Origin of the sequence: Lactobacillus delbrueckii subsp. delbrueckii DSM 20074 = JCM 1012 (assembly GCF_001433875.1) — a bacterium.
In the GTDB taxonomy this organism is placed as follows: Bacteria; Bacillota; Bacilli; order Lactobacillales; family Lactobacillaceae; genus Lactobacillus; species Lactobacillus delbrueckii.
The window spans coordinates 52192-75775 of record NZ_AZCR01000003.1 but is presented as its reverse complement, the minus strand read 5'-3'; the positions used below and the strand labels follow the sequence as shown (position 1 = coordinate 75775).

General features: G+C 52.6%; 22 protein-coding genes and 2 pseudogenes. 17 read left to right on the top strand and 7 right to left on the bottom strand.

What is annotated here, in order from left to right:
- Positions 1-1123, bottom strand: a pseudogene (locus FD23_RS01440) (IS110 family RNA-guided transposase); the annotation flags it as partial.
- Positions 1124-1436: 313 nt separating this feature from the next.
- Here FD23_RS01440 and FD23_RS01435 point away from each other — a divergent pair.
- Positions 1437-2297, top strand: a complete 861-nt coding sequence (locus tag FD23_RS01435; RefSeq protein WP_052933582.1) for a competence protein CoiA — start codon at positions 1437-1439, stop codon at positions 2295-2297.
- A 12-nt stretch (positions 2298-2309) separates the two neighbouring features.
- Here the strand turns inward: FD23_RS01435 and FD23_RS01430 are convergent, their stop codons facing one another.
- Both FD23_RS01430 and FD23_RS01425 read right to left on the bottom strand, forming a co-directional pair.
- Positions 2310-2960, bottom strand: a complete 651-nt coding sequence (locus FD23_RS01430) for a DsbA family protein (RefSeq protein WP_025895194.1) — start codon at positions 2958-2960, stop codon at positions 2310-2312.
- Between the two features lie 80 nt (positions 2961-3040).
- Positions 3041-3643: a CYTH domain-containing protein gene (locus FD23_RS01425; RefSeq protein WP_003614090.1), complete on the bottom strand. Its 603-nt coding sequence runs from the start codon at positions 3641-3643 to the stop codon at positions 3041-3043.
- 103 nt (positions 3644-3746) lie between these two features.
- On the opposite strand from FD23_RS01425, the gene yjbM reads away from it, so the two are divergent.
- The 3 genes from yjbM to FD23_RS01410 are packed head-to-tail and all read left to right on the top strand — an operon-like array spanning position 3747 to position 6081.
- Positions 3747-4379 (top strand): GTP diphosphokinase, encoded by a 633-nt coding sequence (gene yjbM / locus FD23_RS01420; protein WP_002877053.1) that lies wholly within the window; start codon positions 3747-3749, stop codon positions 4377-4379.
- Positions 4376-5173 (top strand): NAD kinase, encoded by a 798-nt coding sequence (locus FD23_RS01415; protein WP_025895198.1) that lies wholly within the window; start codon positions 4376-4378, stop codon positions 5171-5173. The genes yjbM and FD23_RS01415 overlap by 4 nt, the downstream gene beginning before the upstream one ends.
- Positions 5174-5187: 14 nt before the next feature.
- On the top strand, positions 5188-6081 hold the full coding sequence (locus tag FD23_RS01410; protein WP_044880473.1) for an RluA family pseudouridine synthase: 894 nt from the start codon (positions 5188-5190) through the stop codon (positions 6079-6081).
- A gap of 85 nt (positions 6082-6166) precedes the next feature.
- Here the strand turns inward: FD23_RS01410 and FD23_RS01405 are convergent, their stop codons facing one another.
- From FD23_RS01405 to FD23_RS01395, 3 genes are all read right to left on the bottom strand, one after another.
- Positions 6167-6355 (bottom strand): hypothetical protein, encoded by a 189-nt coding sequence (locus tag FD23_RS01405; protein WP_052933583.1) that lies wholly within the window; start codon positions 6353-6355, stop codon positions 6167-6169.
- 71 nt (positions 6356-6426) lie between these two features.
- Positions 6427-7254 carry an undecaprenyl-diphosphate phosphatase gene (locus FD23_RS01400; RefSeq protein ID WP_002877045.1) on the bottom strand — a complete coding sequence of 276 codons (828 nt, stop codon included), beginning with the start codon at positions 7252-7254 and terminating at the stop codon, positions 6427-6429.
- A 23-nt stretch (positions 7255-7277) separates the two neighbouring features.
- Positions 7278-8288, bottom strand: a complete 1011-nt coding sequence (locus tag FD23_RS01395; RefSeq protein ID WP_025895205.1) for a lactonase family protein — start codon at positions 8286-8288, stop codon at positions 7278-7280.
- Positions 8289-8452: 164 nt separating this feature from the next.
- Between FD23_RS01395 and FD23_RS01390 the strand changes: the two genes are divergently transcribed.
- The 13 genes and pseudogenes from FD23_RS01390 (at position 8453) to FD23_RS01330 (ending at position 22859) form a co-directional block, all read left to right on the top strand.
- Positions 8453-8833 (top strand): PTS glucitol/sorbitol transporter subunit IIA, encoded by a 381-nt coding sequence (locus FD23_RS01390; protein WP_025895207.1) that lies wholly within the window; start codon positions 8453-8455, stop codon positions 8831-8833.
- Positions 8834-8842: 9 nt separating this feature from the next.
- Positions 8843-10024, top strand: coding sequence for an AI-2E family transporter (locus FD23_RS01385; RefSeq protein ID WP_052933584.1), 1182 nt, complete (start codon positions 8843-8845; stop codon positions 10022-10024).
- A complete protein-coding gene (locus FD23_RS01380) occupies positions 10025-10582 on the top strand; it encodes a tRNA (cytidine(34)-2'-O)-methyltransferase (protein ID WP_025895209.1) in 558 nt (185 codons plus the stop codon).
- A gap of 30 nt (positions 10583-10612) precedes the next feature.
- The gene (locus FD23_RS01375; RefSeq protein WP_002877037.1) at positions 10613-11008 is read left to right on the top strand and encodes a DUF1149 family protein; all 396 of its coding nucleotides are present in this window, start codon (positions 10613-10615) and stop codon (positions 11006-11008) included.
- Positions 11009-11027: 19 nt separating this feature from the next.
- Positions 11028-13394, top strand: a complete 2367-nt coding sequence (locus FD23_RS01370; RefSeq protein WP_052933585.1) for an FtsK/SpoIIIE family DNA translocase — start codon at positions 11028-11030, stop codon at positions 13392-13394.
- 5 nt (positions 13395-13399) lie between these two features.
- A pseudogene (locus tag FD23_RS10940) lies at positions 13400-14623 on the top strand (M16 family metallopeptidase).
- The gene (locus FD23_RS01360; RefSeq protein WP_052933586.1) at positions 14620-15873 is read left to right on the top strand and encodes a M16 family metallopeptidase; all 1254 of its coding nucleotides are present in this window, start codon (positions 14620-14622) and stop codon (positions 15871-15873) included. Before FD23_RS10940 ends, FD23_RS01360 begins: the two are co-directional and overlap by 4 nt.
- Positions 15870-16598 (top strand): elongation factor P 5-aminopentanone reductase, encoded by a 729-nt coding sequence (gene ymfI / locus FD23_RS01355; RefSeq protein WP_003617244.1) that lies wholly within the window; start codon positions 15870-15872, stop codon positions 16596-16598. Before FD23_RS01360 ends, ymfI begins: the two co-directional genes overlap by 4 nt.
- 82 nt (positions 16599-16680) lie before the next feature.
- Positions 16681-17838 carry a helix-turn-helix domain-containing protein gene (locus FD23_RS01350; protein WP_025895215.1) on the top strand — a complete coding sequence of 386 codons (1158 nt, stop codon included), beginning with the start codon at positions 16681-16683 and terminating at the stop codon, positions 17836-17838.
- Positions 17839-17882: 44 nt separating this feature from the next.
- The gene (gene pgsA / locus FD23_RS01345) at positions 17883-18446 is read left to right on the top strand and encodes a CDP-diacylglycerol--glycerol-3-phosphate 3-phosphatidyltransferase (RefSeq protein WP_025895217.1); all 564 of its coding nucleotides are present in this window, start codon (positions 17883-17885) and stop codon (positions 18444-18446) included.
- Between the two features lie 208 nt (positions 18447-18654).
- Positions 18655-19764, top strand: a complete 1110-nt coding sequence (gene recA, locus FD23_RS01340; RefSeq protein WP_025895219.1) for a recombinase RecA — start codon at positions 18655-18657, stop codon at positions 19762-19764.
- A gap of 148 nt (positions 19765-19912) precedes the next feature.
- Positions 19913-21556, top strand: a complete 1644-nt coding sequence (rny, locus tag FD23_RS01335; RefSeq protein ID WP_052933587.1) for a ribonuclease Y — start codon at positions 19913-19915, stop codon at positions 21554-21556.
- Positions 21557-21659: 103 nt separating this feature from the next.
- Entirely contained in the window at positions 21660-22859 is a 1200-nt protein-coding gene (locus FD23_RS01330; protein ID WP_052933588.1) for a glycosyltransferase family 4 protein, read from the top strand.
- A gap of 52 nt (positions 22860-22911) precedes the next feature.
- Here the strand turns inward: FD23_RS01330 and FD23_RS01325 are convergent, their stop codons facing one another.
- Positions 22912-23571 (bottom strand): YigZ family protein, encoded by a 660-nt coding sequence (locus FD23_RS01325; RefSeq protein WP_025895221.1) that lies wholly within the window; start codon positions 23569-23571, stop codon positions 22912-22914.
- Between the last annotated feature and the right edge of the window lie 13 nt (positions 23572-23584).

The window sequence follows — 23584 nt, the reverse complement described above, 5'->3', positions numbered from 1 at the left end:
ATAGCGGCCTTCTTGTGACTTGCAGTCTCAGAAGACCGTTTTCGTTTCTCGTAATAATCCGCAATATGACAAGGGTTTCCCACTTTCTTAGCAGACTGAATTTGGCTTATGGCCAAGTACAGCACCTTTCTGCCAATAGCCGTCCCACGCTTTGAAATTGACAGGTGGGCCGTGAGATTGCCAGATTCATAAACTTGAGGATCAACACCAACGAAGGCATTTAATTGGCTAGGGTTGTTAAAACGTCTGATATCCCCGAGCTCACTAATAATTCTCAAGGCAGTATTTTCGGCGATGCCAGGAATGCTTTTAAGGATCTCTAGATCCGGCTTGGGAGCGAGCTTGGTCATCTCCTGTAAAGCTGTCTGGCACGCCTCTTCAGCGCTCAGAATATTGTTAATGGGCCATTTCAAGGCCACGAATATGAGCACTGCTCTTTTTGAAAGCTGGGCATGCGAGCTTGGCCAGCCGGATAAGCCTCTGCGCCAGATCATTGGCACGTTTTTCACCAATACCAGATAAGCTCTTTAAGAAGTCGATGATATCGGCTTCTTTTGTTTCTAGTACGATATCAGGGTGCGGGAATCTGAGAACAATACTCCAGTAGTTTTTTCCTCTCGGATTAGCCATTAGGTGCTCAATCTCTGGGAAAGTGAGCTGAATGGCTTTGTGCAGTCTATTCCTGTTGGTTATCAGATCGTGCGAAGCCTGCTCATAGATACGGTTGTTGGCCATCAATTCTTGATATTTCTTCGCTTTGAACATAGGCTAGCCGTTGCGGGTGCTCAGACTGCAGCTTGGCAAGGTACATTGCATCAAGCTTATCGGTCTTGTTCTGGTGCAGGTCATCCTTTGTCTTTCTTTTGGCTTCTAGCGGATTCATCATGACATAGCGCAATTCGTGCATGTCCAAGAATGCCTGGAGTCTTCTGGAATAGACGCCAGTTGCTTCAAAGATAATCTGTGGGTTAGTAACCTGCTTAAGGTCACCTAGCAGCTGATTGAAGCCTACCATATCGTTGGAGATGGCATAGTCATTAACTTTTTGGCCATTGACCATAATGCATACGTTAGACTTTCGGCTGCTAACATCAATACCGAAAACAGTTTTCAATAAATCCATAAGAATAAACCTCCGCTTTACTTGGAGATGAGCTACCTCCACCTAATCCAATCAGATCTAATTTTCTCAACAGGACTTTAACAGCCAACATACTTAGACGAGATTCACAATTGAATGGTGAAGCTGCCCGTTTTACTTACGACATCGTGTGTCCAAAGAGCTCACGGCATTGGCTTCATCTCCACTTTACATAGTAAAAGAAAAAGTGTTGAACGACTACTCCGTCGAGTAATCATCCAACACTAGGTTAGTATGTTTTGCCTATTTTAAAAAAATCTCCCCTTTTTGGCGTACTAGTTAATGGGGGATTATTTTGTACGCAGCTTTGTTAAATAAAGAACTGGTCCTGGCCGTCAGTGAGGCCGGCAAGGTCCGGGAGAACCCGGCCTATCTCAACCAGGAAGTCTACCGCTGCCCGCGCTGCCGGAAACCGGTCATCCTGGTTTTATCGCAGAAGGCAGAGCCTTTTTTCAAGCACTACCAGGCTTACCGGGGGCTAGGAGAACAAGAGGAGCACCGGCAGGGGAAAATGCTCCTCAAAGCCGCTTTGACCGCGGCGGGGCTAAATGCGAAAGCTGAAGTGCCGCTGGCTGACGGTGCCTTGCGGGCTGACATTTTGGCCACACCGCTCTTGGCCTTTGAAGTCCAGTGCGCGCCCTTAAGCAAGGGGGAGTTTGCCCACCGGCATGCCCTTTACCAGGCGATTGGGATTAAGGATGTCTGGTTGGTCGGCCGCCGGCATTTTTTAGGGGAAAAGCTAAAGCAGACCCAGCTGATCTTTTTCCGGGAAAACCGGTGCTGGGGAAGCTATTATCTGGAAATCCACCAAGAGGCAGGCTTGATTAGATTGAAGTACCAAATAAGGCAGGCCCCTGTCAGCCAGACCTTGCTGTACCGGCAGGTGGACTTCGCCTTGGACGCAGAAGGAATTGCCGCTTTATGGCACTTTAGGCCCCTTTTGCCCCCGCCTTTGGCCGATGACTGGGTCAAGGAGCGGGACTATCTGGACCAGCAGCTGAAGGAAAAGAGCAAGCTGGGTCAGAAGCTGGGGGAATTGATGTACCTGGCCGGCTACACTGTCTTTACTTTGCCCAAGGAAGCTTTTTCCACTTGGCGCAGGCCGGGGGAGAAAAGCTGGCTCTTGAAATTTTTGCAGCAAAAAAACAGCCCCTAAAGGAGAGGCTGGCTATAAGAGATGAAGGTGGCTGACCGGATAATGATAATAAAGTGGAGCATTCTCCGTTAGCTGCATCAAGGGTTCAAGGCAGCTGTCCGCGCTGTTTTGGAAAATTTGCAGGAGGTCGTCGTCGCTTAATTCACCATCAAGCAAGAGACCGCTGTCATCGATCTGGTCGTCAAAAATCACGGTTGAAGGCAGGGCCGTGATTTGGAATTTCCTGGCCAGCTGCTGGTCCTGGGCAATGACGTCTTTAAGGCAGGCATCTTTCAAAGTAGATGAAATTTTCTTTGGCTTGATATTGAGGCTTTCCATCAATTCTTCAGCCAAGGCCGGGGAATAAGACCGCTGGCCGTCACTCAAACTTTCCTGCAACTTGAACAAAAAGCTCCTGGCCTTCTTCTTGCCATAAGCGATTTGCACGGCATAGTAAAAGCTCTGGGCGCTGACTGAGGCATTGTGATAATTGGCTAAATTGATGGAAGTGTTGAAGTTCCAGTTCCGCTTGACCATGTCGGCTTTCATGGCTTCCATGGTTACCAGGGGAATGTAATTGACGGAAATTTCAAGTTGCAGTTCTTCCGCCAATAGCCGGATGCGTTTTTCAAGCTGGTAGCAGGATAAACCTAAGGGATTGATAAACAGAAAAAGTTCGAACATGGTCGACCTCCAATTTTTGCTTCATCTGCTACTTTAACAAAGCTTTTACTTGAAAACAAAAGAAAAGCTTTCGCCTATTCTTACTTGGCATGCTGGCTGGCCCGGGCAATCTTGCTCTGGTTGTTGGCTGACTTGACCGGCAGGGCAAAGCGGGTCTTAATTTCTGCCAGGGCTTCCTTGATAGCAGCCGGGGAGTCATTTTCAATTTCCATTTCCCAGTCCTGGTAGCCGTCCGGGTAGCTAGTCTGGTCTAAAGTCAGCTCGCAGCCCTTTGGCCCGTCTAAAAGGATCCGCCGGGTCTTGCTCCAGGAAAAAAGGGTCAGCTGGCTGGCTTTGTCCGGGTAATGCTCTAAAAGGTACTGGCCAACATTGCCAGTCAGACTTGGCCGGCCCTTTTTTAAAAAGTCCTCGGCTTCAGGCAGGGTTAAATCATCATTGATTTCCAGGCTTTCATGGTAGGTCTCCTGCAGCTTCTTGACCGGAACCTTGATGGTTTCCTCGGCCCGGTCTTGGAAGCAGCGGATTCTGAGGGCACTGTGGTCTTCTTTTAGCTGCTTGTCCGGGGTGTCAAAATAGTGGTTGCTCTGTTTGAAGTCGCTCTTGACCGGGTAGGCAGCGACGATAGCCTCATAGCTGGCCTGGTCCAGGGCGACTTTGGCTTCAATTTCGCGGTTTTTGCTCATTTTTTAAGACTCCTTTGCTAGATAAAAATTAAAAAGGTTGCGTTGGTGCTTTCGCTAACATCTATGTTAAAATGAATTTGTTTAAGATGGAAGGAAAATGTCTGTGATTACTGATTGGGATACTTTTTTATGGCCATACAATGAAGCCGTAAATGAACTAAAAGCTAAATTCAGAGCTCTCCGGCAGAGTTTCTTGACCAAGGGAGAGCATTCGCCAATAGAATTCGTGGTTGGCCGGGTGAAAACGGTCGACTCCATTAAGGAGAAAATGCAGCGGCGGGTCATCAGCCCGGACGTGATCGAAACCGACATGCAGGACATTGCCGGTATCCGGATCATGTGCCAGTTTGTCGATGACATCTACCGGGTCGTTGACCTGCTCCATGCCCGCGATGACCTGGAAGTCGTCGAAGAGCGCGACTATATCCAAAATGCCAAGCCGTCCGGCTACCGGTCCTACCACATGGTGGTGGCCTACACGGTTTATCTGCCCGAGGGGGCCAAGCGCCTTTTGGCGGAAATCCAGATCCGTACTCTGGCCATGAACTTCTGGGCCACGGTTGAGCATACCTTGAACTACAAGTACCAGGGGGCCTACCCGGAAGATATTTCTGAGCGGCTCAAGCGGACGGCGGAAGCTGCCTACCAGCTGGATGAAGAGATGTCCTCTATCAGAAATGAGGTCAAGGAAGCGCAGAAGATCTTCACCAAGAACAAGGGCAAGGAAAAGTCATGAAAGTAGCTATCGTTCACAATGACCGCGTGACCACCCAGGTGGCGGTCCGGCACCTGCAGGTGCTGCTCGCTGAAAAAGGCATTTTGCAGGACCAGCAGCATCCCGACCTGGTAATTTCTGTCGGCGGTGACGGTACCTTGATCTCTGCCTTTCACAAGTATAAGCAGCAGCTGGACAAGATCTGCTTTGCCGGTATCCACACCGGCCACCTGGGCTTTTACACCGACTGGCGGAACTACGACATGGAGAAGCTGGTTGACGCCCTGGCCAGCCATCCCGTTGAAGAAAACGAGGTGGGCTACCCGCTTTTGGAGATGAAGGTAACCACCAGCTGCGGGGAGAAGCGCTTTTTGGCCTTAAATGAAGCCTCAATCAAGCGGATTTCCAAGACCATGGAAGCTGAGGTCTGGCTCGGGGGCGAGCGCTTTGAGAATTTCCGGGGCGACGGGCTCTGCGTGTCAACCCCGACCGGGTCAACGGCCTACAGCAAGTCCCTGGGCGGAGCGGTAATCCACCCCCGCCTCAAGACCCTGCAGCTGACCGAAATTGCCTCGATCAACAACCTGGTCTTCCGGACGGTGGGCTCGCCCATCGTTATTGCCCCGGATGAGTGGATCACCATCGTGCCGAAGATTTCCGACCGGGCGGTTGTGATCGTCGACGGGAAAAGGATCAGCTTGACCGACGTACAGAAAGTAGATTATAAAATTGCGGCGGAAGAGATTCGCTTTTACCAGTATGGCCACCACCATTTTTGGGAGCGGGTCAACGACGCCTTCATTGGTGACAGATAGTGCAAGTATACAAAATGATTGTTGCGAAAAATGACCCAGGCCAGCTGAGTCATTTTTTGCTGAAAAAAGGTTTTTCCCGGCGGGCAGTCAACAACTGCAAGAACCACGGCGGGATGATGCTGGTCAACCACCACCGCCGGAATGGCAGCTACCGGTTAAAAGAAGGGGACGTGGTCCACTTTTTGATGGGCCAAGAGCCGGTCAACCCCTGGCTCAAGGTCTCCCGCCTGCCCTTGGACATTATTGAAGAAACGGCTGACTATTTGGTGATCAACAAGCCGGCCGGCCTTTTGTCGATTCCTTCCGGCTTTCATGCGGAAGACGCGGTAATCAACCGGGTGCTGGCTTACTTTGAAAAGCAGGGGGTCAACCCGGCTTACGTCAAGCCCCACATCGTGACCCGGCTGGACCAGGACACTTCCGGCCTGGTTCTCTTGGGCAAGAACGCCATCGCCCATGACCGCTTCAGCAAGCTGGGCAAGGATGCTTTTATCAAAAAGTACCACGCTATCGTGCATGGTAACTTCGCCGAAGGAGATTTAAGCGGCCTGATCGACAAGCCCCTGGCCCGGGTGGGGGACACGGTCAAGCGGGAGGTCAATCCAAAGGGGCAAAGGGCCTTGACTGAATACCGGGTCCTTGACCAGGTCCCGGGGGCCAGTTTAGTTGAACTCCGCCTGTTGACCGGTCGGACCCACCAGATCCGGATCCACATGGCTTCTATCGGCCATGTCCTTTACGGAGACGACCTATACGGGGCCAGGGATGCTTTTGCCCGCCAGGCCTTGAACTGCTTCTACCTGTCCTTCACCAACCCCTTCAGCGGGGAAGAGCGGGAGATTGAGATTCCCGACCCAGGCGACATGCAGGGCTTGTGGCGGCAGCTGAAGCAAGAAGCAGGGAAATAAATTAGCAGAAAAATAACAAAACAATAAAGTCAAAAAAGGAGACAGGCCGGCCTGTCTCCTTTTCTTATTCATCTGTTATCTATTTTTACGTGTTTGAGATTACTGCCCAAGCCAGGCCCCCGAGGGCACAGATGGCTAGCAGCGGCAAAACTACTGAGCTGATCAAGGCAAAGGCCAGGCCGACCCCGATCAAAAAGATCAGAACCCGCCAGAGGGCCACGCCCATCTTCCAGCAGAGCCATAAAATAAAAAGTAAGCAAAGCAAACTTAACATGTTTATTCACCGTCCTCTAGCTTGCTATCCTTAAGCGATAATCATAGCATATTTTCGCGTGAATACGAGGATTACGCAAATACCAGACCGCAGATGATGACGATGATCCCCAAAACAATCCGGTACCAGCCGAATGGCTTGAAGTCGTGGGTCTGCACGTACTTTAGCAGGAACTTGATTGACAGGTAGGCCACGATGAAGGAAACGACCATACCAACCAAGAGGATAGCCAGCTGGTTGCCGACAAAGACGTGGCCGGCCTTGAAGAACTTGAACAGCTTCAAAAGCGACGCCCCGAACATGGTCGGGATAGCCAGGAAGAAGGAGAACTCAGTTGCCACGTAGCGGCTTGACCCGATCAGCATGGCCCCCAGAATAGTTGCCCCAGACCGGGAAGTCCCCGGGATCATGGACAAAACCTGGAAGCAGCCGATCAAAAGGGCGGTCTTATAGCTCATCTTGTTTAAATCAGTCAAGCTCGGCTGCCGCTTGGCGTAGTAGTTTTCCAAGACGATGAAGAGGATACCATAGATGATCAAGGTGGCGGAAATTACCTGCCAGGAGGTCATGTTTTCTTCCAGCCAGTCATTCAGCGGCAGGCCGATGATGATTGACGGCAGGACAGCCGCGATGACCTTGAACCAGATCTGCCAGGTCTGACCTTTTTCCCGCTTGCTCTTTGACGGGGCAAAAGGATTCAGCTTGTTAAAGTAGATCACGATGACGCTCAATATGGCCCCCAGCTGGATGACAACCATGAACATGTTGATGAAGCTGGTTGGCTGGTCTAACTTGATGATGTAGTCGGCCAGGTAGAGGTGGCCAGTTGAGGAGATCGGCAGAAATTCCGTAACCCCTTCGATGATGCCGAGAATGATGGCTTTGAAAATGTCTAGCATGTTACTAAAAAAATACTCCTAATTTAATCAGTGAATAAAACTCTGGTGCCTTCTGGAACCGCGATGTCCTTTTCCAGCGGGGTCAAGGTCCCGTCGCTTTGCCGCTGGTAGAGGGTAGCGTTGTTGCTGTTTTGGTTGGCGGCAACGACGTACTTTTCTTCCGCGTCCCAGTTGAAGTCTCGCGGGAATTCGCCAAAAGTTGACACCCGCTGGACCAGCTTCAGGGCCTGGTCCGTCAAAACGGCAAAGACGGCGATGGAATCGTGGCCGCGGTTGGACACGTAGAGGAACTTGCCGTCACTTGACAGGCGGATGGCCGCTGCCCCGTTGTGCTGGTCCCAGCTTTCCGGAATGGTTGAGTAGGTGGCCAGGGACCGGAACATCCAGTTTTCTTCGTCAAACTTGACCGCGTTGACCTGGCTGGAAAGTTCACCGGCCACGTAGAAGTACTTGCCGTCCGGTGAGAAGGCCAGGTGGCGGCTGCCGAAGCCGTCTTCGTTTTGGTAGCTGGCCAGGTGGGTCAGCTTTTGCCCGTCAAAGCCGTAGAAGTCGACTCTGTCTTGGCCCAGGTCGCAGGAAACCAGGTGCCCGCCCGGAGTTTCATCAAAGTAGTGCGGGTGAGCGCCGGATTGTTCAGGCCGCGGCCCTAAAGCCTTGTTTTCGTGCTTGACCTGGTCAAGCAGGGTCAGCTGCCCCTGGTCATCATAGCTGATGACGGCCAGGACCCCAGTGTGGTAGTTGGCCGTGTAGAGCAGCTTTTTTTCCTTGTTGATGCCGATGTAGGCCGGAGAAGCCCCCTCGTGCAGCAGCTGGCTGACCAGCTTGCCGTTTGCAAAGGCCGCGATGCCCCCCTGGCCGTTTTCATTCTTAATGGTAAAAATGAACTGGCCGTCTTTTTGGAAATATGTTGGCCCGCCGACTTCAACGACGTTTCTTCTTTGTTCCAGATGGGCCTGGTCACCGGAGCCGATAAAGTCAAACTGGTAAATGCCGGCTGACTCGTGCTTGGTGTAGCCGCCAATTAAAATATGCAATTTAAACCTCCTTATTTACTCCACAATAACTCTAGTTTAAATATTAAGCTTATCTTTAGCAAATGTCGATAAGAGATAGTCGTCCGTAAAGAATAATTAACAATTCTTTTCTTCTTAGCTTTAAGTTCCCGGTGAGTATGTTAGAATTTAACCAGGTGATAAAAATGAAATGGATATCTACAATTAAAGCAATCGGACCAAACGCGATCAGTGAAAAAGACCGCGTCGTAATTTTGTTTGGCCAGATGGCCAAAGATGAACTGCAGGACGTTTCCGTCATCCAGGCCTTTGATGATGAACAGGCTGCCCAGGCAGTCGTTCTTAAGAAGGGCGATACGGTGACCATTGACGGGACGACCTTTTTGATCAACTATGTTGGCCCTATGGCGGTCAGCAACTTGCGGACCTTGCATCACGCCAGCCTCTTTTTCACTGACAAAGTGCCAAAGAAGCCGATGTCCAACGCCCTCTACCTGGACTTGCCAGAAGACCAGGAAATGCCGAAGTTCAGAGTCGACGACAAAATCGTTTACGAACACCTGTAGGCTGGATTAATGAAGAAAAGAGACACGAGCCTCTTTACGGACTGGGTGCTTAACAACCGCTTCAGCGTCGGCTTGATCAATGTGCTCTTGGTCCTGGTGATCGTGCTGGTCTTTAACAAGATTTCCTTTATCTTGAATCCGGTCAACACCTTCATCAGCGCCATCCTGCCGCCCCTTTTGGTGGCCATGGTCCAGTACTATCTGATGGAGCCGGTGGTTGATAAGCTGGAAGAGAAGTTCAAGGTGCCGCGGACGGTCACCATCATGGTGATTTTTGCTATAGTCACGGTCTTCTTGATCTGGGCCATCAATTCCCTGATTCCGGTCGTCCAGAGCCAGATTGACTCCTTAGTCAAGAACTGGCCCACGATCTGGAAGAATTCGACCAACGCGGTTGATGAGCTCCTGCACAGTCCGAAATTCAGCGGCCTGCGCGATTCTCTGCAAAAGCAGATGACTTCTTTGCAGAAGAATTTCAGCAAGAGCATGGAGTCAGCCGTCTCCAGCGCCCTGGGGAATTTAACCAGCGCGGTCACCGTAGCGACAGCCGTCTTCACGACCCTGGCCACAGCTCCGTTTTTGCTCTTCTTTATGCTGAAAGACGGGCACAAACTGCGGCCTTTTCTGGTCAAGTTCGCTCCCCAGCGCTGGGAGCAGGCGACCAGCAAGTTGCTGCATGAAGTCAACCAGGCTGTGTCTTCTTACGTGATCGGCCAGGTTTCCGTGGCTATCTGCGTGGGGATCATGTTATTCATTGGCTATACGATTATCGGCGAGCCTTACGGGGCAGCCCTGGCGATCTGTTCTGGCTTTTTGAACCTGATCCCTTACTTTGGGACCTTCATCGGTTTGATTCCGGCCTTAATCATCGCTTTAGTGACTGATTTGTCGATGGTAGCCAAGGTCTTAGTGGTTTTCTTTATTGAGCAGATCATTGAAACCCGGGTCATCAGCCCGCTGGTTGTCGGCAACCGCTTGAAGATGCACCCGGCGACGACGATTATCGTCATGCTGGGAGCTGGCTCAGTCTGGGGCCTGTGGGGCGTGATTGGCGGGATTCCGATCTACGCGGTGATGAAAATCCTTTTGACCCATGTCTACCGGTACTACCGGAAGGTTTCCCACCTTTATGACGACAGTTTCCAGGATGAAGCAGACCAGGCTGGACGAGAAGAAAAGGAAAGGAAATAAATGACCAACCATATTGTTTTGTTTGAGCCGGAAATTCCCGACAACACGGGCAACATTGCCAGAACCTGCGCGGGAACCAACACGGTGCTGGACTTGATCGAGCCCTTGGGCTTCCACCTGGACGACAAGCATCTCAAGCGGGCCGTTTTAGACTACGGCGGTGAAGTTGAAATCCGCCGCCATGACGACCTGCGGGCATTTCTGGCTACTTTGCCGGACAATGCCGAGATGTACTTGATCTCCAAGTTCTCCAGCAAGGCTTATACTGACGTCGACTACACGGACGAAAGCAAGGACTACTACTTTGTTTTTGGCCGGGAAACGACCGGTTTGCCGGAAACCTTCATGCGGCAATACGTGGACCGCAATCTCCGCATTCCCATGTCCGACAAGATCCGGGCCTTCAACCTGTCCAATTCGGCAGCGATTGTAATTTTTGAAGCCTTGCGCCAGCAAGGCTTTCCCCACATGGAAAAGTCCCACCACTATGAAAATGACAAGCTCAAGGACGACTACAATCGTCCTGGCCGCTACCAGCGGAACCTGCCCAAGCATTAGTGGCTAAAAAGAAATTTATGAGGTAAAATTATGGAATTTAACAAGCAGACCCCAATCATCGTTCGTGCCTTTCACTATGACCTGCTCGATGAGCCAGAAGAAAAGAATGAAGTCAACGTAGCCATCCGCCAGGTTGTCGCTACGGGCGAAGACGGCGTTGAAGATGCCGGCGAGGCAGGTGGCTACTACGAAGTAGCCGTTGTCTACGACGTTACGCCAGACGAAGACAACATCATCGAAATCAGCGGGGTCAACACCCAAGTCGTTCAGCTTCTGGGCTACCACGGCGACGGCCAGGACCTGGACCAGGAAACCTACCGTTTGCTCAGCCGGCCGCTGGTTGAATACATCGAAACCTTGACTTACGAAGTTAGCCAGGTTGCCTTGGATGAACCGATCAACTTGGACTTTGAACCTAATTTCTAAGGATTGAGCAGGTGAAGAAATGCCTCGAAAGAAAAGGCAGGCTAATCGTAAAAACAAAAATAAAAAGAAAACAGAAGAATCTTTGAGCTGGGTGGTTACCGGGATCGTCTCGATCCTGGTAGCCATTTTGGCGTTATTACGCTTTGGCTGGTTGGGCAAGGAACTGGCCAATCTTTTGCGGCTCTTGATTGGGGACAGCTATCTTTTAGGCGGAGCCTTCCTGGCCATTTTGGGCCTGGTCATGCTGATTTACGGGCAGCCGCCCCGCTTTGGCTTTAAGCGGACAAGCGGCTTGACTTTGGCTTACCTGGGCCTTTTGTACATTTTGGCCAGCCGCTTTTTCAATGGCAGAAGCGTCCACAGCGAATTTTTGCCCGCCTTCAAGAACGTGATCTTTGAAGAACTGGCCCGGGCCAATGTCACCGTCAGCGTCGGCGGGGGCTGGATTGGGAGCTTCCTGTACGGGATCTTCTACCAGCTTTTAGGCCAGATTGGCGGCCTGTGCCTGGCTGTTTTGAACATAATCAGCGGGATCTTGATGTTCTTTGACGTCAAATTCCGCTCCCTGGTCGCTGCTTTTCAAAAAATCAGCCGCTCCTTTATCCAGCAAAGCAAGGATGGAGCCGGCCAGCTAAAGGAAAAGTACTCTGAATACAGGGAGCAGCAAAAAAAAGATCCCAACAACCGGGAGAAGCTGACCGACTCTTGGCGGGATAGCGAAGAAGTCAAGCCGGAGAAAAAAACAAGGCAAGAGAAGGCAGAGAAGCAGGCAGCCAAGCCTTCCCTGCCGGAAATCCAGGTGGCAGAGCAGCACCCTGACCCGCCGGTCACTCATTCACTGGAACTGGATGACCCGCCCAAGCCTCGCAGCCAGGCTGAAGATGACCAGAAGATGATTTTGGCCGACCAGCAGGTTGACCATGGTCTGGACAAGAGCACGGTCAGCCATGATGACAACTACCAGTTCCCGCCCCTGTCTCTGTTAAAGGCCGTCCAGGCCAGTGACCAGTCCAGCGACAAGGATAAAATCAAGCAGAACACGGCTATTTTGGAGGAAACCTTCAAGAGCTTCGGGGTGGAAGTCAATGTTAAAAAGGCTATCTTAGGCCCGACCATCACCCGCTACGAAGTCCAGCCAGCCGTTGGGGTCAAGGTCTCCCGGATTGTCAACCTGGCCGATGACTTAGCCCTGGCCCTGGCGGCCAAGGACATCAGAATTGAAGCCCCGATTCCGGGCAAGCCTTATATCGGGATTGAAGTGCCTAACCAGAAGGCCCAGTCCGTGGCTTTTAAAGATGCCATGGAGCACCAGGACCAAAAGGCCAAGGACCATCCTTTGATGGTGCCTTTGGGCAAGGACGTGACCGGGCAGATCATCAGCGCTGACTTGACCAAGATGCCCCACCTGCTGGTGGCCGGGTCAACCGGGTCCGGTAAGTCCGTGGCCATCAACACGATCTTGACCAGCATCTTGATGAAGGCCCGGCCGGATGAAGTCAAGCTGGTTTTGATCGACCCGAAGATGGTCGAATTGTCAGTCTACAGCGGGGTTCCGCATTTGATGATCCCCGTTGTCACTGATTCCCGCCTGGCTTCCAAGGCCCTGAAAAAAGTCGTCGACGAAATGGAGCGGCGCTACAAGCTTTTTGCTGCCGGCAGCGTCCGCAATATGGGCGAATACAACCGCAAGGTGGCTGAGAATAATAAGGATACCAGCCGGCCGGTAATGGAGCCTTTGCCTTATATTCTGGTCGTTGTTGACGAATTGAGCGACTTGATGATGGTCGGCGGCCACGACGTGGAAAACTCCATCGTCCGCCTGGGCCAGATGGCCCGGGCCGCCGGCATCCACATGATCTTGGCTACCCAAAGGCCGAGCGTGGACGTCATCACCGGTTTGATCAAGGCCAATGTGCCGTCAAGAATTTCCTTTGCCGTTTCCAGCGGGGTTGACTCCCGGACTATTTTGGACCAGGTCGGCGCTGAAAAGCTGATGGGCAGGGGGGACATGCTCTACCTGCCGATCGGGGCCTCCAAGCCTGACCGGATTCAAGGGGCCTACATCGATGTCGATGAGGTCGAAGCCGTCGTTGATTGGGTCAAGGGCCAGCAAAGCGCTGAATACGACGAGAAAATGATTCCCCAGGCCGGGGATGATGACGAAAGCAGCGATGACGACGTTGACGACGAGTACTACCCGCAGGCAGTGGACCTGGTCCGCCGCCAGCAGTCAGCCAGCACTTCCATGCTGCAGCGGCGGTTCAGAATCGGCTACAACCGGGCTGCCCGCCTGATTGACGAGCTGGAGGAGCACGGGGTAGTCGGCCCGCCGGAAGGCTCCAAGCCGCGCAAGGTGCTTTTGCCGCCTGAAGGACAAGAAGAATAAAAATAATGAACGAAGAAAATATCAGTATTCAAAGCAATCAAAAATTTACCAGCGGCAACCTGGGCCTGTTCGTCCGCCTGCCGCTGACCAAGCACAACATGTCTATGGCCAGCCTGCTCTGCCGCATGCAGATGAACGAAAGCGAACTCTTTCCGGATCCCGGCCTCCAGCAGGTCGAATTGCAACAGCGCTACTCCTTCCAGTTTGAAGCAGTCGTGCAGCTTTTTGGCAAGGAAATGGTCATTTCTTACCTGGCCAATTTCGTTGAGCCCCAGGAAATCCTGGACCCGGACTACAACTACCGGCAGATAGCAGAAACTTTTGCTGGCCTGTCCACCCGGCCCTTGATTACGCCCAGCTCTGTCCAGCTGGCCCAAAGACAGCTGGAAGAAGAATACCAGGAGCTCATGGCTGAGCCGAGCAACGCGGCTTTAAGCGCCTTTTTCAACAACTGGTACGCGGACCAGCCAGATTACGCGGCCAGCTTCATCGGCTCGATTGAAGATATTACGAAAGCGACCAGCCAAGAAGTCCGCCGCTTTGCCGATGCCATCAAGACCCAGGCCAGCTGCGTATTTGGCCATGTCTATGATGCCCGCCAGGTTAAGCGCCTTTTGCAAAAGAAGCTGCAAGAAGAAGGCTGGCCGGGCCTGGCCTTGGACTTTGGCAGCCGGGACTTATTGATTTCGGCCCCGGACTTGCGGATTGAGAAAACAGACGAGTAGGGCAAGCAGCAGGCCCAGCTTTTCCTGGGCTATGCCTACAAGGGCCAGCCCAGCCTGAAGGATTTGGCCACGGGGACGGTCTTGCGCCAATACTTGACCGGAGACCAGTCCTCCCGGCTCTTCAGCAAGGTTAGGGAGGAAAACGGGGCGGCTTACGCGGTGGAAAGCAACTGGTATGCTGACAATGCCCTCTTCTTGGTCAACGCCGGCCTGGATCCGGACAAGTTGGACTTAGCCCGGCAGATCATCGGCAAGGAGATGCAGATGGTGGCTGACGGCCGGATCGATCCGGGCCTGCTCAAGCAGAGCCGGCAGGCGCTGGCCAACCGCCACTTGCTCAACCAGGACCATGCCAGCTGGCTTTTAGCCAAAGACCTCCGCTACAAGCTCCATGCCGACTACGAGGACTTTGATATGATGGCCGCGGTCAGCCGGGTGACCAGCGGCCGGCTGGCTGACTTTGTCCAAAAGCTGTATCTGAATGAAAGCTATGTATTAAAATGATCAAACCAGAAATTATCAGAAAAGATTTCCCTTCCGGCTTCAAGGCCCAGGTGATCCGGCGCAAGGGTTTTAACCAGCGCTTTTTCGGCATTATCGTCGATTTCGGCAGCGCTGATCCCCAGCCCGTGCCCGGACTGGCCCACTTTTTGGAGCACAAGCTTTTTGCCGCGGAAGAAGGCGACTTGTCCCTGGAATTTGAAAAAATGGGGGCCAGCGTCAATGCCTTTACCTCTTTCAATGAAACCATGTATTACGCCAGCGGGGTCAAGAATGTTGGCCCCATGATCGACCTGCTCTTCAAGCTGGTTGGCCAGCCCTACTTTACCGATGAGAATGTGGCCAAGGAAATCCCCATCATCCAGCAGGAATTAGCCATGTACCAGGATGAGCCTGACTGGATCCTGGGCGACCGGCTCCTGCGGGGCATCTATGGTGACTGCAATTTGGCCATCGACGTGGCCGGGACCAAGGAATCGATTGCCAGCGTGACTAAGGAAAAGCTCCAGGCTGCTTATGATGAAAACTACGTGGCCGCTCGCATGTCTTTTGTTGCCTGCGGGGACTTTACCGACAACCAGGTCAAGAACATTCTTAGACAGGCCATGAAATTGTCAGACCAATACCTGCGCCCGGGCAAGCCGCAAAAAGAAGCGGACTTGGTGCCCTTTTTGCCGAGCGGGCAGGACTGGAACCTGATCGGCGGGGAAGTGCCCCTGTTTATGGCGGCTATCCCTTTGCCAAACTTTAAGAAAGTTTTAGCAAGTCGGGATATGAGTCAAATTTTGCTGGAAATCATGCTAGAATCAAAGCTAGGTGCCGCCAGCCACTGGTTTGCCAGCGCCAGACAAGCCGGCCTGGTCAGCCAGCCACTCCAGATCAGCGTGACTTATACCCGGCAGGGGGCCTACGCGGCCTTGCTGGGGATGAGCCCGGAAGCAGAAGAGCTGCTGGACCAGATCAAGGCAGAACTGGCGCCAGACAAGCTTTTTTCCAAAAAGCAGAAAATGGAAATGCGCCAGCTCTTTGAGATTCACAAAAGAAGCTGGCTGGCCCAAACCGTGCGCAGCCTGGACAATTTGTCGGGTTTTGCCGTGGAGATGGCTGAAGAAAGCCTGGGTGAGGAAGACTTGTTTGCCAATGTTGAGCAGATGCAGGCCATGAATTTTGCCGACTACCGGGCCTACTGCCAGGAGCTTTTCAAGGGCGCCAGCATCAACACGGCCCGCCTGCTTGAGGAGGATGACCAATGAAGAGAGCACTGATTTTCGGGGCAACCGGCGGCATTGGCCAGGCCATTGCGGCCCGCCTGGCTGAGTCTGGCTGGTCCATGTACCTGCACTGCAACCGCAATTGGGAAGAGGCCAGCGATTTGGCCAGGACTCTGGCGGAAAAGCATTCCTTGCAGGATTTCATGCCGATCAAGCTGAACTTTTTAGCAGGCGACGACCAGCTCAAGAATTTTGCCAGCAGTCTTTTGCCCGTCAACGCGGTCGTTTTTGCCCAAGGGATCACCAACTATGACTTCCTGGGCAGCCAGAGTTCCCAGGTCATTGACCAGATCATCAAGGTCAATTTGGAGAACCCGATCAAGCTGACCAAGCTTTTGGAAAGCCAGCTTTTAAAGCAAGAGCACAGCCGGATCGTCTACCTGGGCTCAGTTTACGGGGGCCAGGGTAGCGCCATGGAAGCAGTCTACAGTGCGACTAAAGGCGGGATCAGCCGCTTTGCGCAGGCCTATGCCCGGGAAGTTGCCGCCAGCCGCTTCACGGTTAATGTCGTTGCCCCAGGGGCGGTCAACACGGCCATGAATGCCATGTTTTCCCCGGAAACCTTAAAAGAGCTGGCAGAAGAAATTCCGGCCGGCCACCTGGCCAAGCCCAAGGAAATTGCCTACTGGGTTGACTGTCTGCTTAACCCTGAGAGCGACTACCTGACCGGGCAAACGATTTATGTCAGTGGCGGCTGGCTGGAATAGGGCGACACATCCGCGGCTATTGTGCTATAATTTATAAACGAATTTTAAAGTGATTATTTTAAAGTGATTGAAGAGGTTAATAATGTCAGGCATTGGAGAACAACTACGTAAGGCAAGAGAGGCCAAGGGCCTTTCTATTTCCGATATTGAGAAGGCTACGAAGATCCAGAGCCGCTACCTGGAAGCAATTGAAAACAACGATTTCGACAAGCTGCCGGGCGACTTTTACGTCCGGGCTTTCATCCGCCAGTACGCGCAAATCGTCGGCTTGGACGGCAAGGAATTGCTGAGCCAGTACCAAGGCGAAGTTGCAAATGAAGTCACGAGCGAAGTCAGCCAGCCGGCAGCAAGCAGTCCAGCTCAAGAAGTTCATGAGGAAGCTCATGAAGAAGAAGCAGCTCCAGTAGAGCCGGCAGAAAATAAGCCGGCCAGAATCAGTGCCAGCCGGCCAGCCAAGCGGGAAGCTGCCGAGAAAGCTCCTAAGGACGCCAAGTGGCGCAAGCTTGTTCCCCGCTTGGCCCTGGGCTGCGGGATCGCCCTTTTGCTTTTGATCGGGGGGATGGTCTTTGCCAACATGAAGAAGACCGGGTCAAGCAGCCAGAAGGAAAATGCTGGCTCCAGCGTCACGATTACTTCCAAGAAGTCTTCTAGCAAGAAGAGCTCATCAGCTTCTTCTTCATCCAAGAAAAAGAAGACCAGCTCAATCAAGGTTGCTTCACTTGGCGGCTCAAGCTACCGGGTAACTGGCATCAAGTCCAGCACGCCATTGGTAGTCCGGTCAAGCAAGCAAAGCATCTACTACTACGTTTCCGTTGACAACGTGATCACCAACCAGGGGACCCTGCAAAGCGGTGAAAAGCACACGGAAACTGTCAAGAAAGGGCAAACCTTGATCGTTTACCTGGGGACTGATACTGGCGTGACTGTAACTGTTGGCGGCAAGAAGATTCCGTTCACTCCAATCAACGGCACGACCCGTTTGACTATCTACCTGGGTGACAGCTCTGCTTCAGCAAGCAGTTCCGCGGCAAGCCGCACGACTGGCACCAACACTAACACCAATACCAGTACGAGCTACAGCAGCCGGGCAAGTTCCAGCGTGCAAAGCTCAGCTTCCAGCCGGCCAGCTGCTTCCAGCTCCAGGGTTCAATCAAGCTCACAAGCTTCATCCAGCGCTGCCCCAAGCAGCCAGTCATCAGCTGCTCCATCATCATCTGCCGCTTCCAGCAGCAAGCAATAAGAGAAGAATGATCATTAATTCTTAAAAGTGAGGAATTTAAAGCAATGAATTTACCAAATAAACTGACTGTTTTCCGAATCTTTTTGATTCCTGTCTTCATGATCCTGCTGATTGCCCAATGGCCAGTCGGCTCATTCACCCTGGCAGGGACTGAAATTCTGTGGAGCCGGGTGGTGGCCATGATCGTCTTTGCCGTTGCTTCCGCAACCGACTGGTTTGACGGTCACATCGCTCGCTCCCGGGGACTGGTAACCAACTTTGGTAAGTTTGCTGACCCGCTGGCGGACAAGATGCTGACCATGACGGCCTTCATCTTCATGGTTGCATTGAATCTGGCTCCAGCCTGGGTTGTAGCCATTATCGTCTGCCGGGAACTGGCTGTGACCGGCCTGCGCCTGATCGTGGTCGAAAACAACGGCAAGGTCATGGCGGCTGCCATGCCTGGCAAGATCAAGACCACCTGCCAGATGCTGTCAATCATCTTCCTGCTCTTTGGCGACATCTTCCACCTGGGCACCATACTGCTCTACTTGGCTCTGATCTTCACGATCTACTCCGGCTACGACTACTTCCATTCTTCATGGGATGTCTTCAAGGGTTCAATGTAAGCATTTAGAAAATCACTATTCTTTAAAAATGAGTATCAGCAAGGTACTCATTTTTTTTATTTTTTAAGTCGGATTGGGGAAAAAAGGGCTTTTTTCTTGTACTAGTAAGTGGAGAGGAAATAAGTTGAACGTTAGTTCGGATTTTTCTTGCTTTTTACCAGGCCTTCAAAGTATAATGTTTATTAGTAAGTTTCCAGGAGGGAAAAAATTGGCTAAAGATGAAAAACAAGCGGCTCTTGAAGCGGCTTTAAAGAAAATTGAAAAGAACTTCGGTAAAGGCGCGGTCATGCGGATGGGCGAGAAGGTCGACACCCAGATCTCTACTGTTCCGTCAGGCTCACTGGCCCTGGACGCGGCCTTGGGCGTGGGCGGCTACCCGCGGGGCCGGATCGTGGAAATCTACGGGCCGGAATCTTCCGGTAAGACGACCGTTGCCCTGCACGCCGTAGCTGAAGTGCAGAAGCGGGGCGGCACGGCGGCCTACATCGACGCGGAAAACGCCATGGACCCGGCTTACGCTGAAGCCTTGGGCGTGGACATCGACCAATTGATCCTGTCTCAGCCAAACACTGGGGAAGAAGGACTGCAAATCGCGGACACCTTGATCTCCAGCGGGGCCATCGACATCGTCGTGGTCGACTCCGTTGCCGCCCTGGTGCCGCGGGCCGAAATCGAAGGTGAAATGGGTGACTCCCACGTCGGTCTCCAGGCCCGCCTGATGAGCCAGGCCTTGCGCAAGCTCTCCGGGACGATTGCCAAGACCAAGACCATCGCCATCTTCATCAACCAGATCCGGGAAAAGGTCGGCGTCATGTTTGGTAATCCCGAAACCACCCCAGGTGGTCGGGCGCTGAAGTTCTACTCAACCATCCGTCTGGAAGTCCGCCGGGCGGAACAGATCAAGCAGTCCACCAACGTTATCGGTAACCGGGTCAAGATCAAAGTGGTCAAGAACAAGGTTGCTCCGCCATTTAAGGTAGCTGAAGTCGACATCATGTACGGACAGGGGATCTCCCAGTCCGGCGAACTGCTGGACATGGCTGCTGACCAGGACATCGTCGACAAGGCCGGGGCCTGGTACTCCTACCACGGTGAAAAGATCGGCCAGGGCCGGGAAAACGCCAAGCAGTACCTGGAGGAACACCCGGACGTTTCCGAGGACATCCAGACCCAGGTCCGCAAGGCTTACGGAATCGATGCTGAATCTCTGGAAGAAAAGGAAAATCCGGAGAAGCTCAAGGAACAGCGGGCTAAAAAGGCAGCTCCTGGCGAAGAGAAGCCAGCAGAGCCGGCAAGTCCGGAAAAGACTGATAAATAGGCAGTTTTTGGCCAATAAAAAGATTGCCAGCAGAGGCCTGGCAATCTTTTTTGTTTCCGCAAATGCAGCTAAGGAATTGACTTGACCAAAAATGTAACATATGATTAGTAATGTGTGAATAATTCTAAATACAAAGGCGACGTAACTCATGATGAATAATACTATATTTCTTCTCGCAACAGTCGCTGTAATTTTTCTTATTTCACTTGTCGTGGGATGCCTGATTGGTTATGCCATCCGGAAGAATGCCTGGGAAACCAAGGCGGAAAACGCCCGGCAGAGCGCGGAGGCAATTTTGGCCAAGGCGAAAGCCGAAGTCGAAGCAGCCAAGGCTGATGTCCAGGCGCAGAAGCAGGCCGCTGAAGCCGTTAAGCGGGATGCTGAAACGGAGAAGAAGGCCAAGATCCTGGAAGCCCAGGAAGAAATCAGGGATTACCGGCAGAAGGTTGAAGACGAGCTGAACAGGCGCCGCGCAGAAGCGGCCCGCAAGGAAAACCGCCTTCAGCAGAAAGAAGATGCCCTGGATCACCGCAGCAGCCTGCTCGATGACCGGGAGAAACAACTCACACAAAGGAAAGACCAAATCAAAAAGCAGGAAGAAAAAGCCGCTGGTTTGCTGGAAGAAGCGCACGGGCTGGTCGAGAAGCAGAATGACAAGCTGCTGGAAATCTCCCACTTAGACGAAGAAGAGGCCAAGAAGATTGTCCTGGCCCAGGTCTCCGACCACCTGACCAAGGAGAAGGCGGAGCTGATTCGGGCTAACGAGGAAGAAATCAGTGCCAGAGCCGACCGCTTTGCCCACCAAATCATCGTGGATGCCATCCAGAGCAGCGCGGCGGATACGGTCGCGGAAACGACCGTGTCAGTCGTGGACCTGCCAAACGATGACATGAAGGGGCGGATCATCGGCCGCGAAGGCCGCAACATCCGCTCTTTTGAAGCCATGACTGGGGTAGACTTGATCATTGACGATACGCCAAAGACGGTCACCTTGAGCGGTTTTGACTCCATCAGACGGGAAGTTGCCAAGCGGGCCCTGCAGAAACTGATCAAGGACGGGCGGATTCATCCGGCCCGGATCGAAGAGATGGTTGACAAGGCGCGCAAGGAAGTCAACGACGATATTTACGAGGCTGGTGAAAGTGCCTTGATGGAACTGGGCATCCACCGGATGAACCCGGAACTGGTCAAGATCCTGGGCCGGCTGAAGTACCGGACTTCCTATGGCCAGAACGTGCTGGCGCACTCGATTGAAGTCGGGAAGCTGGCCGGGACCATGGCAGCTGAACTTGGTTTGGATGAAAAATTAGCGGTTCGCGCGGGATTATTACACGATATTGGCAAGGCAATCGACCATGATATCGAAGGCTCTCACGTAGAAATCGGTGTTGAATTGACCCGGAAATACCATGAACCGGACCTGGTGGTCAACGCGATCGCTGCCCACCACGGTGACGTGCCGAAGCTCTCCTTCATCGCTGACCTGGTCGTGGCGGCGGACACGATTTCCTCCGCCCGGCCTGGGGCAAGAAGCGAAAGCTTGGAGAACTACATCCGCCGTTTGACGGAACTGGAAGACATTGCTGGCAGCTATGACGGCGTCAAGCAGGCATATGCCATCCAGGCCGGCCGGGAAGTCCGCGTAATGGTTGAGCCAGGCAAGATCTCAGATGATGAGACCACGGTTTTGGCCCACGAAATCCGGGACAGGGTCGAGAAAGAACTCGATTACCCGGGCAATATCAAGATCACCGTAATACGGGAGAAACGTGCCGTGGCAGTTGCCAAATAAAGCAGAAAGTCCAGATTGAATTCTGGACTTTTTTGTTAGCATTTGGCAAATCGCCTTAAAGCCCGGTATAATTAACTCAACTAGACTCAGAAAGCAGAATTTCATGTTTAAGATTATCGTTGACCTTTTTTTACTGGTGATCATCCAAGTAGCGATCACGCCTTTCATCCGGCGCCTGGCCTTTGTCCTGGGGGCGGTGGACAATCCTAACGCCCGCCGGGTCAACAAGAAACCCATGCCGACTATCGGGGGACTGGGGATTTTCGTGACTTACAATATCGGGACCTTCATCTTGCTCAGAGAGCAGTTTCCGACCCACGAGCTCTTTGCCCTTTTGCTGGCGTCCAGCGTGATCGTCTTGATCGGGATGATCGATGATATTTTAGAACTAAAGCCCGGGCAAAAAATGGGCGGGATCTTCATCGCGGCCATGATTACCTACTTTTTGGCCGAAATCCGGATGACCGAGCTGAATATTCCTTTTACCGGCCAGACCATCAATTTGCCCTGGTATCTCAGCCTGCCGATTACCATCTTCTGGATCCTGGCCTTGACTAACGCGGTCAACTTGATTGACGGCTTAGACGGCCTGGCGGCCGGTGTGTCCTGTATCTCGCTTTTGACCATGGGGATTGTCGGCTACTTCTTCTTGCGTAACCAGGGTTTGTACGTGCCGATCGCCTGCCTTATGCTAGCGGCCTGCCTCCTGGGCTTTTTGCCTTACAACTTCAACCCGGCCAAGATCTTTTTAGGGGACACCGGGGCCCTCTACCTGGGCTTCATGATCTCGGTTTTAGCCTTAAAGGGCTTGAAGAACGTGACCTTTATTTCTTTGCTGGTACCGGTAATCATCTTGGGCGTGCCGATCTCTGATACGGTCTATGCCATGATCCGCCGCAAGCTGAACAAGAAGCCGATTTCCCAAGCGGACAAGCACCACCTCCACCACCAGCTGATGAACTTGGGCCTGACCCAAAGGCAGACGGTACTGCTGATTTACGCCCTGTCCTTGATCTTCTCCTTCGTGTCCATGCTTTTCCTCTTGTCGCCGATCTGGGCCATGGCCCTCTTGCTGGTCGGCCTCTTGATCGCCGTTGAGCTCTTCGTGGAATCGATCGGCCTTTTAGGGGAAAAATACAAGCCTCTCAGCCACTTGATTAACCGCCTGGTTTTACATAGCACTCACACTAAGGAGCCGGACGTTGAAGTCTGGCATCAGGGCGAGGCCAAGCCCCGGAAGTGGCAGGAGCGGTCCAAGGGGGGGCACAAGCCTGCTGAGAAAAATAGCGGTAAAAAACAATAAAGCTGAACAGACAAAAGAAAATGACCAAGCAGAAATGCTTGGTCATTTTTGGTTAGAATCTTTTTTCTCCGCTTTTAACGGGAATTTCGTTATAGCGCTGGTCCCCCTTGATCAGGTTGGGTTCACCGTTTAAGAGCTCGGTTAGATCGCTGATAAAGGGGTCAATCTGGTCCAGGTCCAGGTAGATGGAAATGGTGATGTTTACGCCATATTCAGTGCCGGCAACGAAGACCTTTTTTTCCTTAAGGAAGTGGTCGACCTTGTCATAGCGGTTGTAGGGGATCGTAAAAATCAATTCCTGCTGCTTAACCCGCTTGACGATGCCGATGGCTTCAGCTGCCTCGCTGACGCTGGAAGAGTATGCCCGGATGAGGCCGCCAGCCCCTAACTTGATTCCGCCGAAATACCGGGTCACGACGACGGCGACATTCTTCAGGCCCATTAATTGCAGGGTCTTTAATTCCGGCACCCCGGCCGTACCGGCTGGTTCGCCGTTGTCGCTGCTTTTGACCCGGTCGTCATTAATGCCCAAGGTGTAGGCATAGGTGTTGTGGGTGGCGTCATGGTACTTTTTGCTGGTCGCGGCAATAAAGTCCCGGGCCTCTTCCTCATCCTGGACCCGGGCAAGAGTCGCGATGAAGCGGCTCTTCTTGATGACCAGCTCATGCTGGCCGTTTTCTTTGATTGTTAAAAAATCTGCTTCTTTTGACAAAAAATCATCCCTT

Coding starts and splice junctions, on each gene's coding strand:
- FD23_RS01430 (WP_025895194.1), bottom strand. CDS start 2,960: ATGTTCGAACTTTTTCTGTTTATCAATCCCTTAGGTTTATCCTGCTAC.
- FD23_RS01425 (WP_003614090.1), bottom strand. CDS start 3,643: ATGAGCAAAAACCGCGAAATTGAAGCCAAAGTCGCCCTGGACCAGGCC.
- FD23_RS01415 (WP_025895198.1), top strand. CDS start 4,376: ATGAAAGTAGCTATCGTTCACAATGACCGCGTGACCACCCAGGTGGCG.
- FD23_RS01410 (WP_044880473.1), top strand. CDS start 5,188: ATGATTGTTGCGAAAAATGACCCAGGCCAGCTGAGTCATTTTTTGCTG.
- FD23_RS01405 (WP_052933583.1), bottom strand. CDS start 6,355: ATGTTAAGTTTGCTTTGCTTACTTTTTATTTTATGGCTCTGCTGGAAG.
- FD23_RS01400 (WP_002877045.1), bottom strand. CDS start 7,254: ATGCTAGACATTTTCAAAGCCATCATTCTCGGCATCATCGAAGGGGTT.
- FD23_RS01390 (WP_025895207.1), top strand. CDS start 8,453: ATGAAATGGATATCTACAATTAAAGCAATCGGACCAAACGCGATCAGT.
- FD23_RS01385 (WP_052933584.1), top strand. CDS start 8,843: ATGAAGAAAAGAGACACGAGCCTCTTTACGGACTGGGTGCTTAACAAC.
- FD23_RS01380 (WP_025895209.1), top strand. CDS start 10,025: ATGACCAACCATATTGTTTTGTTTGAGCCGGAAATTCCCGACAACACG.
- FD23_RS01375 (WP_002877037.1), top strand. CDS start 10,613: ATGGAATTTAACAAGCAGACCCCAATCATCGTTCGTGCCTTTCACTAT.
- FD23_RS01370 (WP_052933585.1), top strand. CDS start 11,028: ATGCCTCGAAAGAAAAGGCAGGCTAATCGTAAAAACAAAAATAAAAAG.
- FD23_RS01360 (WP_052933586.1), top strand. CDS start 14,620: ATGATCAAACCAGAAATTATCAGAAAAGATTTCCCTTCCGGCTTCAAG.
- ymfI (WP_003617244.1), top strand. CDS start 15,870: ATGAAGAGAGCACTGATTTTCGGGGCAACCGGCGGCATTGGCCAGGCC.
- FD23_RS01350 (WP_025895215.1), top strand. CDS start 16,681: ATGTCAGGCATTGGAGAACAACTACGTAAGGCAAGAGAGGCCAAGGGC.
- pgsA (WP_025895217.1), top strand. CDS start 17,883: ATGAATTTACCAAATAAACTGACTGTTTTCCGAATCTTTTTGATTCCT.
- rny (WP_052933587.1), top strand. CDS start 19,913: ATGATGAATAATACTATATTTCTTCTCGCAACAGTCGCTGTAATTTTT.
- FD23_RS01330 (WP_052933588.1), top strand. CDS start 21,660: ATGTTTAAGATTATCGTTGACCTTTTTTTACTGGTGATCATCCAAGTA.